The 10,733-nt window shown below is 72.2% G+C and carries 14 protein-coding genes; 5 read left to right on the top strand and 9 right to left on the bottom strand.

Annotation, left to right across the window (positions count from 1 at the left end):
- Positions 1 to 223: 223 nt before the first annotated feature.
- The 3 genes from ACTZWW_RS06055 to ACTZWW_RS06045 all read right to left on the bottom strand — a co-directional run bounded on the left by ACTZWW_RS06055 (position 224) and on the right by ACTZWW_RS06045 (position 2,147).
- Entirely contained in the window at positions 224 to 658 is a 435-nt protein-coding gene (locus tag ACTZWW_RS06055) for a PRC-barrel domain-containing protein (protein WP_444780041.1), read from the bottom strand.
- 114 nt (positions 659 to 772) lie between these two features.
- Entirely contained in the window at positions 773 to 1,645 is an 873-nt protein-coding gene (locus ACTZWW_RS06050) for a patatin-like phospholipase family protein (protein WP_444780040.1), read from the bottom strand.
- A 25-nt stretch (positions 1,646 to 1,670) separates the two neighbouring features.
- Positions 1,671 to 2,147, bottom strand: a complete 477-nt coding sequence (locus ACTZWW_RS06045) for a MarR family winged helix-turn-helix transcriptional regulator (RefSeq protein WP_444780039.1) — start codon at positions 2,145 to 2,147, stop codon at positions 1,671 to 1,673.
- A gap of 286 nt (positions 2,148 to 2,433) precedes the next feature.
- Between ACTZWW_RS06045 and rpsF the strand changes: the two genes are divergently transcribed.
- The 4 genes from rpsF to rplI all read left to right on the top strand — a co-directional run bounded on the left by rpsF (position 2,434) and on the right by rplI (position 4,852).
- Complete coding sequence (rpsF, locus tag ACTZWW_RS06040) at positions 2,434 to 2,904, top strand: 30S ribosomal protein S6 (protein ID WP_444780038.1); 471 nt, start codon at positions 2,434 to 2,436, stop codon at positions 2,902 to 2,904.
- A 2-nt stretch (positions 2,905 to 2,906) separates the two neighbouring features.
- Positions 2,907 to 3,152 carry a 30S ribosomal protein S18 gene (rpsR, locus tag ACTZWW_RS06035; RefSeq protein WP_029032376.1) on the top strand — a complete coding sequence of 82 codons (246 nt, stop codon included), beginning with the start codon at positions 2,907 to 2,909 and terminating at the stop codon, positions 3,150 to 3,152.
- Between the two features lie 123 nt (positions 3,153 to 3,275).
- Entirely contained in the window at positions 3,276 to 4,241 is a 966-nt protein-coding gene (locus tag ACTZWW_RS06030) for a DUF2232 domain-containing protein (protein WP_444780037.1), read from the top strand.
- A gap of 5 nt (positions 4,242 to 4,246) precedes the next feature.
- Positions 4,247 to 4,852, top strand: a complete 606-nt coding sequence (gene rplI / locus ACTZWW_RS06025) for a 50S ribosomal protein L9 (protein ID WP_444780036.1) — start codon at positions 4,247 to 4,249, stop codon at positions 4,850 to 4,852.
- 87 nt (positions 4,853 to 4,939) lie between these two features.
- On the opposite strand, the gene ACTZWW_RS06020 is transcribed toward rplI, so the two are convergent.
- The gene (locus tag ACTZWW_RS06020; RefSeq protein WP_444780035.1) at positions 4,940 to 5,128 is read right to left on the bottom strand and encodes a DUF3008 family protein; all 189 of its coding nucleotides are present in this window, start codon (positions 5,126 to 5,128) and stop codon (positions 4,940 to 4,942) included.
- A gap of 124 nt (positions 5,129 to 5,252) precedes the next feature.
- Positions 5,253 to 5,510: a DUF1127 domain-containing protein gene (locus ACTZWW_RS06015; RefSeq protein ID WP_444780034.1), complete on the bottom strand. Its 258-nt coding sequence runs from the start codon at positions 5,508 to 5,510 to the stop codon at positions 5,253 to 5,255.
- Positions 5,511 to 5,628: 118 nt separating this feature from the next.
- Between ACTZWW_RS06015 and ACTZWW_RS06010 the strand changes: the two genes are divergently transcribed.
- On the top strand, positions 5,629 to 6,510 hold the full coding sequence (locus ACTZWW_RS06010) for a LysR family transcriptional regulator (RefSeq protein WP_444780033.1): 882 nt from the start codon (positions 5,629 to 5,631) through the stop codon (positions 6,508 to 6,510).
- Between the two features lie 274 nt (positions 6,511 to 6,784).
- On the opposite strand, the gene ACTZWW_RS06005 is transcribed toward ACTZWW_RS06010, so the two are convergent.
- Genes ACTZWW_RS06005 through secD form a run of 4 tightly spaced genes read right to left on the bottom strand, consistent with a single transcriptional unit; the run spans position 6,785 to position 10,707 of the window.
- Entirely contained in the window at positions 6,785 to 7,678 is an 894-nt protein-coding gene (locus ACTZWW_RS06005) for a phytoene/squalene synthase family protein (RefSeq protein ID WP_444780032.1), read from the bottom strand.
- A 34-nt stretch (positions 7,679 to 7,712) separates the two neighbouring features.
- Positions 7,713 to 8,114: an Mth938-like domain-containing protein gene (locus ACTZWW_RS06000; RefSeq protein ID WP_444780031.1), complete on the bottom strand. Its 402-nt coding sequence runs from the start codon at positions 8,112 to 8,114 to the stop codon at positions 7,713 to 7,715.
- A 13-nt stretch (positions 8,115 to 8,127) separates the two neighbouring features.
- Positions 8,128 to 9,087, bottom strand: a complete 960-nt coding sequence (secF, locus tag ACTZWW_RS05995; RefSeq protein ID WP_444780030.1) for a protein translocase subunit SecF — start codon at positions 9,085 to 9,087, stop codon at positions 8,128 to 8,130.
- Between the two features lie 15 nt (positions 9,088 to 9,102).
- Positions 9,103 to 10,707, bottom strand: coding sequence for a protein translocase subunit SecD (secD, locus tag ACTZWW_RS05990; protein WP_444780029.1), 1,605 nt, complete (start codon positions 10,705 to 10,707; stop codon positions 9,103 to 9,105).
- Positions 10,708 to 10,733: the final 26 nt, after the last annotated feature.

Genomic DNA, 10,733 nt, shown 5'->3' with positions numbered 1-10,733 from the left:
CGATCGTCCCGATGTTGCAGTGCGGCTTGGTACGCTCGAATTTCGCCTTGGCCATCGCTCTCTTCCTGACGTGCGCTCGATGTGCCCTGCGCACGCGCGCGCTCGCGCGGCTTCGGGCGACGTGGCCGCCCGCTTAGCCGCGTTCGATCCACGATTCAAGGGGGTTGTTCACGTGGCGTGCCCGCGTGCGCGGGCACCCGCGGTCGGCCGTGGCGGCGCGGTCTCAGCCGTCCGTCCCTTCCGGCATCGCCTCCTCGAGGACCTCGAACCCGTCGCTCGCGGTCACCTCCGACAGCGGCCGGGAGAGGGTCGCCCGAGCCGTCTCGCCCCGATCCGCGAGCTTGATCGCCGGGAAGGGCACCGGCACCCGTGCGCCGTCCGGCGTCTCGACCAGCGCCGCGACGAGGCGCCCGCCCGGGACGACGACGAAGTCACGCACGGTGCCCGCCGTCTCGCCGGAGGGCTCCGCCAGCTCCATGCCGAGCAGGTCGCGCACCAGGAGCGCGTTCTCGCCGGCGTCCTCGAGCGCGGAGGCGGCGTCGGAGATCGCACCCCCGAGGTCCTGCAGCGGCCTCGCGTCCTGGGCGAGCGTGGGCGCGGCGGCGAGCGGCGCGGCGCCGGCGAGGAGCGCGGCGAGGAGCAGGCGGCGGGCGGGCATGGGAGGCTCCATGTCTCTCGGGAAGAGTTCATCTCGGGATCAGGCCTGCCAAAGCGCGCCGCCCCGACGAGTTCCCGCTCGCCGCTCGACGCCGCCCCTCGCCCCTGCCCGGCCTCACCCGGCGGCGTGCGCGCCCTCCCCGGCCCGCAGCCCGGCGACGAAGGCCGCGCCGTCCGCGCGCCCGAGCGCATACGTCTCCTCGATCGCCTCGGGGCGCGTCACGTCGAACTGGCCCACCGCGATGCGCCGCGACGGCTGAACATAGGTGCGCCCCGGCACCTGCGGGAGCCGCGCGTAGCGTCGCGTGACGAGCACGAGCGTGCGCCCGCCGCGCGCCTCCACCGCGGTGAGCGGCTCCACCGGCACGTTGTCGACGAGCCCGCCGTCGAGCGCCGGCGCGCCGGCGACGAGGCCGACCGGCATGATCGGCGGGACGCTCGCGCTCGCGAGCAGCGCGGCCACGAGCGCCTGCGGGCTTTCGAGATCGCGCACGCGCACGAACTCGGAGCGGAAGCCGAGCCAGCGCCCGCCGCGCGGGTGGACCGGCTTGGCGACCGCCTTCTCGAGCTGGTAGACGAGCATGCCGAGCGGCACCGCCAGCGACAGCGGCAGCCGGCGCGGCGGGCGCGCGACGGCGATCAGCACGTCGGGCGCCTCCTCGGCCGTCAGCCGCGCGAAGGCGTTCGTGTCGAGGATCTCGGTCAGGAGCTCGGTGTACATGGCGCGCACCGGGAACGCCGGCTCGCCACGGCGGAGCGCCGAAAAGTCGAGGTTCGGCGCGCCCCGCGAGCAGCCCTCGACGACCATCGTACGCACGCTCTCGCCGAAACCGAGCATCGAGTAGCAGGCGGCCCAGGCGCCCGCGCTCACGCCCACCGCGAGCGCGGGTGCGCCGAGCGCCGGGCCGGCGACGTCCCAGAACCCGCCCTGCCAGTAGCAGCGGTTGCCCCCGCCCGCGAAGGCGATCGCGTCGAACGTGCCCGGCATCGCTCCCGTTCCCTCGCCCCCGCCTTCAGAGCGTCTCGCGGGCGACGTCGCGCCAGGCGCGCAGGATGCGGTCGAGCTCCGCCACGTCCTCGTCGGGCAGGCACCCCAGCGTACGCGCGACGAAGGCACGCTGCGCGGCGATGCCTTCGGTCGCCCGCGCACGCCCGGCGGGCGTCAGGTGGAGCGCGTGCGAGCGCCGGTCCCCGGGGATCGGCCGCCGCTCAACGAGCTCGGCTTCGACCAGCCGGTCGACGAGGCCCGAGACATTCCCCTTCGTGACGTAGAGGCGCTGCGCCAGCTCGCCCTGGGTGATTCCCTCCCGCTCGGAGAGTGTCGAGATCAGGTCGAACTGCGGGATCGACAGCCCGATCCCGCGCAGCTCCGCGGCGATGCCGTTCGAAAGCCGCTGCTGCAGCCGCACGAACCGCAGCCAGACGCGCAGGGCGTCGGGCGTCTCGCCGGAAGCGGGCGCGGGCTTGTCGATCATCTGCGTCGCGGTCATGCCGCACTCTAGGCGGGAGGATGGTTCACGTCAAAACCGATGCACCGGTCGAGCGGGCCGGTCGCAGGCCTTGCAAACCGCGCCCGGTTGGCGTATGCCCGCCGCCTCGCGTTCGCTCCGGCCGGGGGCTGAACGGACGGTCGCTCGCGTCCACTCGGCGTCGGCGGCAGGGGTGCAGGTGCCCCGTCGTCCCGTGTCTCCGCCTTCGAACAATCGCTTTGGGCCTTAGGCAGGCTCGGAGGGCTTGGCGCCGATCGGACGCGCGAGAACGAGAGAAAGGCCACAGATGGCATTGTACGAGCACGTCTTCCTGGCACGTCCCGACGTGACGAGCCAGCAGGTCGAATCGATGGTCGAGACCTTCAAGGGGATCATCGAGGGCAACGGCGGCAAGGTCGAGAAGGTGGAGCCCTGGGGGCTCAAGACCCTCGCCTACCGCATCAAGAAGAGCCGCAAGGCCCACTTCACCCTCCTCAACATCGACGCGCCGCACCCTGCGGTGGCGGAGATGGAGCGTCAGATGCGCCTCTCCGAGGACGTCCTGCGCTTCATGACCATCAAGGTCGAGGCCCTCGATCCCGAGCCCTCCGCCATGATGCAGAAGCGCGACCGTGACGATCGCGGGGAGCGTGGGGACCGCGGCCCGCGCGGCGACCGGGATCGTGGCGAGCGCGGTGATCGCGATCGCGGCGAGCGGTTCGGCGGCGAGCGCCGCCGGCGCGACGAGGAGACGACGACCCAGGGCGAGGAGAGCTGATCATGGCCGGTGGTGCTGCCGGGGGCCGTCGCCCCTTCTTCCGCCGTCGCAAGACGTGCCCGTTCTCGGGCGCCAACGCGCCGAAGATCGACTACAAGGACGTCAAGCTGCTCTCGCGCTACGTGTCGGAGCGCGGCAAGATCGTCCCCTCCCGCATCACGGCGGTGTCGGCCAAGAAGCAGCGCGAGCTCGCCCAGGCGATCAAGCGCGCGCGCATCCTCGGCCTGATCCCCTTCGTGATCAAGTGAGCGCTTCTCGAGGCGCATGACCCCCCTCGCCCGGCGTCCGCGCCGGGCGCGCTGGGGCGGCCGGGCCCGGTGTCGGGCCTTCGAGCCGTCCCTAACCTCGCGACACCGCGACGGGACAGCGACGTGCATCATTTCATCCCCATCGGCATCGGCGCCGGGCTCGTCTCCGCGCTGCTCACCGCGACGGTGATCCAGGGCAGCGCCATCGCGCTGCTCCTGTACCTGCTCGCGCCGATCCCGATCCTCGTCGCCGCGCTCGGCTGGGACCACCGCGCAGGCCTCGTCGGCGCCGTGGTCGGCGGCATCGCGCTCGCGATCGCGCTGGAGCCGGTTTCCGGGCTGGGCTTCGCGCTCGCGAGCGGCCTGCCCGCCTGGTGGCTCGCCTATCTCGCGCTGCTGGGCCGCGCGAATGCCGACGGCACGATGGAATGGTATCCGCTCGGCCGGCTGCTGGCGTGGATCGCCGCCGTCGCCGCGCTGACCTTCGTCGCCGCCGCCGCCGTCCCCGACTTCGACTACGCCACCTACCAGGAGCGCGTGCGCGAGGCGACGGCCACGTTCTTCGCCGCCGACCCGTCCCTTTCGGGCGCCGAGGGCGTCGATCCCGACGCGCTCGCCGGCACGATCGCGGAGCTCGCGCCGGTGTTCGCGGCGCAGGGCTTCACCGTCATCCTGGTGCTCTACCTCTGGCTCGGCGCCAAGATCGTGCAGATCTCCGGGCGCCTCGCCCGGCCGTGGCCCGACATCCCCTCCACCCTGATGCCGCGCGCGTCGGTCTTCGCCTTCCTCGGCGCGGTCCTCGTCGCGAACCTCGTCGGAGGCTTCGTCGGCGTCTTCGCAGCCGCGCTGACGGGGGCCTTCGTCATGGCCTTCGCGCTGCAGGGCCTCGCGGCGATCCACGACATCAGCCGCGGGCGTCCCGGCCGCGGCTTCCTGCTCTTCGGCACCTACCTGCTGATCCTGTTCAGCCAGGGGCTGATCCTCATCGCGATGCTGCTGATCGGCATCGCCGACAGCGCGTTCCGGCTGCGCCGGCGCTGGTTCTCGGGCGGCCCGCCCACGATCGTCAGAAAACCTCCCAAGGAGTGAGACCGATGGAAGTCATCCTTCTCGAGCGCGTTCCCAAGCTCGGCCAGATGGGCCAGACCGTGCGCGTGCGCGACGGCTACGCCCGCAACTACCTGCTCGCGCAGGGCAAGGCGCTGCGCGCCACGGCGGACAACAAGTCCCGCTTCGAGCAGCAGCGCGCCCAGCTCGAGGCCCGCAACCTCGAGCGCCGCAAGGAGGCCGAGGAGGTCAACGCCAAGCTCGACGGCGAGAGCTTCGTGCTCATCCGCTCGGCGGGCGAGTCCGGCGTGCTCTACGGCTCGGTGGCCACCCGCGACCTCGCCGACGTGATCACGGGCGCCGGCTTCACGGTCTCGCGCCAGCAGATCCAGCTCTCGCAGCCGATCAAGACGCTCGGCCTGCACAAGGTCGCGATCCTCCTCCACCCGGAGGTCGAGGCCAAGGTGACCGTCAACGTCGCCCGCTCGCCCGACGAGGCCGAGCGCCAGGCCCGCGGCGAGGACGTCTTCGCCCGCGAGGAGCTCGATCTCGACGAGCTCGGCCTCGAGGTCGGCGCCGCGCTCGAGGAGTACGAGCGCCCGGGCCGTGGGGGCTCCGACGAGGACGCGCCGCAGACGGGCGAGGAAGCCTGATCCCGCGTCCGCGCAGGGTCATGATGATGCGTGCGAGGGCGGCCTGAGGGCCGCCCTTTCCGTTTGCGCATCGCCGGCGCGCGACCGTCAGTCCTCGGAGGCCTTCTCCGGCAGGTTCTTGCGGTCGGTGTGGGCCATCTTCTCGAGCTCCTGCTCGCTCATCGAATTGACCATCGACTTGGAGGCGCCCTGGAGCTCGGACTTCTTCTTCTCTCCCCGCTTTGCGGAGAGCGCCGCACCAGCGGCCATCTGCTGCTTCTTCGACTTGGCGGGCATGCAGAGCCTCCCTCGTGAGGCCGCATCGCTGCGGCGACGATCGGGAACGCGGTGCCCCGCGCGAGGGTTCGCGCGCTGGCGCCCGCTCCACGAGCCGATCGCCGCGACCTGCGCGGGGAACGCCTCAGCGGCGATCCTCGCGCCAGGCGCGACCGTTGCGAATGGCATCCGGGATGTCCCCGCGGGCGAGGCCGATGTCCGAGAGCAGATGATCGGGCATCGCCTCGAGCGTGCGCGCGGCCCGGCGCAGCCGGATCTCCCGGAACATGCGGGCGATCAGGCCGGCGAGCAGGCCCGGCTCCCCGCGCAGCCGGCGGGGCACCAAGGGCACGCTCGTCTGCACGCGATCCGAGCAGGTATGTGACAGGCAGGTTGCGGACATGGCTCGTCTCCTCTGGCTCGCCCGTGCGGCGATGAGGAAAGGCTAGCGAAGGCGCTTGCATCATGGAAACGAATGGTCATGATGCACATGATAACGACCCATTATCCCGGAGCGCGTCATGGCCCGCAACCTCGACACCGCCTTGCTGCGCGCCTTCGTCGCCGTCGCCGAGACCGGCGGCATGACCGCGGCGGCGGGCGTGCTCAACCTCACGCAGGCGGCCGTGAGCCAGCAGATCAAGCGGCTCGAGGAGAGCTTCGGCGGCCTGCTGTTCGAGCGCGAGCGCCGCGGCCTCGCCCTGACCGCGCAGGGCGAGCGCCTGCTGGGCCTCGCCAAGCGCCTCCTCGCCATGAACGACCAGATCTGGGCGGAGATGACCGCCCCCGTCGAGACCGGCGAGATCCGCCTCGGCTTCCCCTACGATCTCGTGCCCGGCTACGCGGCACCCGTGCTCAAGCGCTTCGCGCGCTGCTGCCCACGCGTACGCGTGCGCCTGTTCAGCCACGCCTCGCGGGAGATCAGGGAGGCCGTCGAGCGCGGCGAGATCGATCTCGGCATCGTCGAGGAGGTGGCGACCGAGCCGCACGGCGAGACGCTGATGGTCGACCGCCTCGTCTGGGTCGGCGCCCGCGGCGGGGACGCGTGGCTGCAGCGGCCGGTGCCGATCTCCATCGGCTCGGAGACCTGCTCGATCCGCCCGCCGACGCTCGCCGCGCTGCGCGCCGCGGACGTCGATTGGCGCCCCGTCGTCGAGATCGCCAACGTCGACGCGCTCAACGCCACGGTGCAGAGCGACCTCGGCGTGACGACGATGCTCGCCTCGGCCGTGCCGTCCAACCTCGAGATCCTGCCGCCGGACTGCGGCCTGCCGCCGGTGCCGCCGCTGTCCGTGAGCCTCTACCAGCGCCGCGACCACGGCATGCGCGCCGTCGACGACCTCGCCCGCATCATCCGCGAGACCTTCTGTCGCCGACCGTCGGCGGCGGCCGTGGCGGCGTGAGCGCCGACGTCAATCGGGCGCGAACAGGGGCGCCAGCGCACGGCTCTCGCGCAGGGGCCGCTGTGGAGCCAGGCGCTGCTGCTCGGGGCGACGACGAGCGGGCTGTGCCTCGTCCTCTACTTCGCCGCCGGCCTCTTCGCGGATGCCGGCAGCCGGCGCTGGGTCGGAAGCCCGCGCCGCCGTCGGCTGGTGGCGCGGGGCGCCGGCGCCGTGCTCCTCGTCGCCATCGTCCTCGTCGCGACGACGCGCTTCCCCGCCGCGTGAGGCGCGGACCTCACATGCGCCGCGACGCCCACCACAGCGCGACCTGCCGGCGCCATTGCGGGATCTCGACGACGCTGCGGTAGGGGTCGAAGCCGGGCCGCTCCATCGCCTTCAGGGTCGGCTCGACGAGCGCCAGCGGCAGGAACGCGGGCGCGATCGACCGGGGCGCGCCGACGAGCGCCGCCCTCGCGTCGGCGAGGTGGCGGCGCGCCAGCGCGCGCATGTCTTGCAGCGCCGCCTGGAGCGGCAAGCCGCCCTCCCCCGCCAGCACGCGCTCGCGGGTCAGCCCGTGGCGCGCGAGCGTCTCGACCGGCGGCACGTAGAGCCGGCCGTCGCGGACGTGCCAGGGGAACGAGCGCATCAGCCCCGCGAGCGCATAGGCGACGCCGCCGTGCCCTGCCGCGTCCGCGTGGCCGGGGTCGGCGCCGCCGGCCAGGATCAGGCTCGCGAGGCGAATCAGCACGGAGGACGTCTCGCCCGCGTAGCCCTCGAGGTCGTTCACGGTGGCGATCGGGTCGTCGTAGAGGTCGTGGATGCGCGCCTCGACGAGGCCGACGAGCGGCGCGCGCGGCAGGCGATGGCGTGCGATCGTCTCCTCCAGCTCCGCGAAGACGGGGTTGGCACGCGCCTCCTCCGCCCGCGTCCCCTCGAGCGCGTCGCGCCACCATTGCAGGCGGATCTCGCCCGGCAGGGGCTCGCGGGCGCGCTCGGGCACCCGCGCGACCTCGGCGGCGAAGGCGTAGAGGGCGAAGAGCGCGGGGCGGGCCTCGGCGGGGGCGAAGAGCGTGGCGAGCCAGCGGTCGCGGTCGTCGCGCCGCACGATCCGCTCGCATTCGCGCGCGTGCGCAGCGGCGTCCGCCGGGAGCACGCCGTCGGCCGGAGGCCCGGCCGCGTCCGCGCTCATGGTGACCTCCGCGGGATCCGAAGCGGGCCGGTCCTCAGGGGACGGCGAGCAGCGCCGCGCCGACGCGGCGCCTCTCGCCGAGCAGGATCGTATAGGTGCGCGCCGCCGCACCCGTCTGCATCACCTCGACCCGCAGGCCTCTCTCGCGCAGTCCCCACATGACCTCCTCCGGCAAGAGCACGAGATCCGCCCCGACGCCGACGAGCAGGAGCTCCATCGCGTCCGCCTCCCGAAGAGCTGGGGCGAAGGCGGCGAGCGTCAAATCCGCGGGCGTCGCCGGGTCCCAGGCGTGAACGCCCGACGGCAGCGCCAGGATCGAGCCGCGATGCGACATGTCGGCGAAGCGGAAGCCGCCCGCTCCGTAGGCGTCGATCGCCCAGCGACCGGGGACGAAGCCGTCGTGCAGCGAGGCGCCTCGGCGGTCGTCCGCGGGCATGGCGTCGCGCCCCTTACTCGGCCGGCTGCGCGCGCGCCGCCGCCTCCGCCTCGGCGATCTCGCTCGCCGGGCGCACGCCGAGATAGATCAGGATCGGCGCGGCGATGAACACGGACGAATAGGTGCCGACCACGAGGCCGAAGATCATGGCGTAGGCGAAGCCCTTGATCACCTCGCCGCCCAGGATCGCGAGCGCCATCAGCGCCAGGAAGGTGGTGACGCCGGTCAGGATCGTGCGCGAGAGCGTGGCGTTGATGGCGACGTCGAGCACCTGGTGGACGGTGAGCCGCTTGTACTTGCGCAGCGTCTCTCGGATGCGGTCGTAGACCACCACCGTGTCGTTGAGCGAGTAGCCGAGGATGGTGAGGATCGCGGCGATCGAGGTCATGTTGAACTCGATCTGCGTGATGGCGAAGAAGCCGATCGTCAGCACGAGGTCGTGCAGCGTGGCGATGACGGCACCCACCGCGAAGTGCCACTCGAACCGGAACCAGAGGTAGACCAGCACGCCGAAGATCGCGAACACGACGCCGAGCGTCCCGGACTGGACGAGCTCGCCCGAGACGCGCGGGCCCACCACCTCGACGCGGCGGAAGGTGTAGTCGTCCTCGAAGGCCGCGCGCAGGTCGGCGACGACCTCCTGCTGGACCTCCTCCTCGGTGAGGCCGTCCCGCGCCTCCTGCACCTGGACGCGCAGCGAGACGTCGCGCGGGGTGCCGAACTCCTGCACCTCCACCTGCCCGAAGCCGAGCGCGTTCGCCTCGTCGCGGATCTGGGCGATGTTCGCCGGCCCCTCGCGCGACTGCAGCTCGACGAGCGTGCCGCCGCGGAAGTCGATGCCGAAGTTCATGCCCAGCCCGAAGAAGGCCGCGACGCACAGGATCGAGAGTGCCGCCGAGAACGGGAAGCTCCAGCGCCGATAGCGCATGAAGGAGTACTTCGTCTCGACGGGGATGTAACGGACGAGCCACATGGCCGGTGCTCCTCCTCAAACCGCGAGCGACTTGGGCCGGCGGACCCGGAACCAGGTCGCGACCATCAGGCGGGTGAGGGTGTAGGCGGTGAAGACGGTCGTGATGATGCCGAGCGACAGCGTCACGGCGAAGCCGCGCACCGGGCCGGTGCCGAGGAAGAACAGCACCGCAGCGGCGATCAGCGTCGTGATGTTGGCGTCGAGGATGGTGCCCAGCGCCCGCGAGAAGCCCGTGTCGAGTGACGACACCGCCGAGCGGCCGAGCCGTTCCTCCTCGCGCACGCGCTCGAAGATCAAGACGTTCGAATCGACCGCCATGCCGATGGTCAGCACGATGCCGGCGATGCCCGGAAGCGTCAGTGTCGCGCCCAGCGCCGAGAGCAGGCCGAGGATCAGGATCACGTTCACCGTGAGCGAGATCGTCGCCAGCACGCCGAAGAAGCCGTAGGACGCGACCATGAAGACCACGACGAGGAGCGCGCCCACGATCGCGGCGGTGACGCCCGCGCGGATCGAATCGGCGCCGAGCCCCGGCCCGACGGTGCGCTCCTCGACGATCGTGAGCCGCGCCGGCAGCGCGCCGGCACGCAGCAGCACCGAGAGGTCGTTCGCCTCCTGGACGGAGAACTGACCGGAGATCTGCCCCGAGCCGCCGGTGATGGGCGACTGCACCCGCGGGGCGGAGATCACCCGGTCGTCGAGCACGATGGCGAGCTGGCGGCCGACGTTGCGCGTCGTCGCGTCGCCGAAGCGCTGCGCGCCGGAGACGTTGAAGCGGAAGTTGACGATCGGCTCGTTGGTCTGCTGGTCGAAGGCGGGCTGGGCGTCGATCAGGTCCTCGCCGCCCACGATGATCTGCCGCTCGACCGCGACGGGCTCGCCGCCCAGATCCTCGGAGGGCAGCATCTCGACGTCGCTGTCGCCGGGGTTGGCGAGGAAGCGGAACTCGAGCTGGGCCGTCTCGCCGAGGATGGTCTTGAGCCGCTCGGGATCCTGCAGGCCCGGCACCTGCACGAGGATGCGGTCCTCACCCTGGCGCTGGATGTTGGGCTCCGTCGTCCCGAGCGCGTCGACGCGCTGGCGCAGCACCTCGATCGCCTGGGTGACGGCGCGCGACACCCGCTCGACGACACCGGCTTCCGTGAAGCTCGCGCTGATCAGCCCGCCCGGCCCCTCCGTGACGACGACGGCCGTGCCCGCCTGGCCGATGGCGGCGTTCTCGAGCGGGACCTCGAGCTCCTCCAAGAGCGGCAGCAGCTGGGCGCGCGCCGCGTCGTCCGGCACCCGCACGCTGACGCCCTGCGTCGTCGTCTGGATGCCGCCCTCCAGCGGCGTGCGGGTCTCGCGCAGGGTCTGGCGGACCTGGTCGCGCAGGTTCTGCGCCTCGCGGCGCATCAGCTCCTCGACATCCACCTCGAGCAGGACGTGCGATCCGCCCTGGAGGTCGAGCCCGAGCACGATGCCCTGGGTCGGCACGAGGAAGGAAGGCACGAAGCTCGGCGTCGCCGCCGCGAGCGCGTCCCGCTGGCTCTGCGACAGCAGGTTCGGCATGGCCAGCAGCATGCCGAAGGCGACCGCCGCCAGGATGGCGATCGTGGTCGAGGTCTTGAAGCGCAACATTCCCGAACGAACCTTCCTCTCGCGCC

The sequence above is a fragment of the Salinarimonas sp. NSM genome, from assembly GCF_052380005.1.
Taxonomy (GTDB): domain Bacteria; phylum Pseudomonadota; class Alphaproteobacteria; order Rhizobiales; family Beijerinckiaceae; genus Salinarimonas.
This window is presented reverse-complemented; position numbering and strand designations above follow the sequence as displayed.

Coding starts and splice junctions, on each gene's coding strand:
- ACTZWW_RS06050 (WP_444780040.1), bottom strand. CDS start 1,645: ATGCCGGGCACGTTCGACGCGATCGCCTTCGCGGGCGGGGGCAACCGC.
- secF (WP_444780030.1), bottom strand. CDS start 9,087: ATGTGGCTCGTCCGTTACATCCCCGTCGAGACGAAGTACTCCTTCATG.
- ACTZWW_RS06015 (WP_444780034.1), bottom strand. CDS start 5,510: ATGTCCGCAACCTGCCTGTCACATACCTGCTCGGATCGCGTGCAGACG.
- ACTZWW_RS06000 (WP_444780031.1), bottom strand. CDS start 8,114: ATGCCCGCGGACGACCGCCGAGGCGCCTCGCTGCACGACGGCTTCGTC.
- rpsF (WP_444780038.1), top strand. CDS start 2,434: ATGGCATTGTACGAGCACGTCTTCCTGGCACGTCCCGACGTGACGAGC.
- ACTZWW_RS06020 (WP_444780035.1), bottom strand. CDS start 5,128: ATGCCCGCCAAGTCGAAGAAGCAGCAGATGGCCGCTGGTGCGGCGCTC.
- rplI (WP_444780036.1), top strand. CDS start 4,247: ATGGAAGTCATCCTTCTCGAGCGCGTTCCCAAGCTCGGCCAGATGGGC.
- secD (WP_444780029.1), bottom strand. CDS start 10,707: ATGTTGCGCTTCAAGACCTCGACCACGATCGCCATCCTGGCGGCGGTC.
- ACTZWW_RS06055 (WP_444780041.1), bottom strand. CDS start 658: ATGCCCGCCCGCCGCCTGCTCCTCGCCGCGCTCCTCGCCGGCGCCGCG.
- ACTZWW_RS06010 (WP_444780033.1), top strand. CDS start 5,629: ATGGCCCGCAACCTCGACACCGCCTTGCTGCGCGCCTTCGTCGCCGTC.
- rpsR (WP_029032376.1), top strand. CDS start 2,907: ATGGCCGGTGGTGCTGCCGGGGGCCGTCGCCCCTTCTTCCGCCGTCGC.
- ACTZWW_RS06045 (WP_444780039.1), bottom strand. CDS start 2,147: ATGACCGCGACGCAGATGATCGACAAGCCCGCGCCCGCTTCCGGCGAG.
- ACTZWW_RS06005 (WP_444780032.1), bottom strand. CDS start 7,678: ATGAGCGCGGACGCGGCCGGGCCTCCGGCCGACGGCGTGCTCCCGGCG.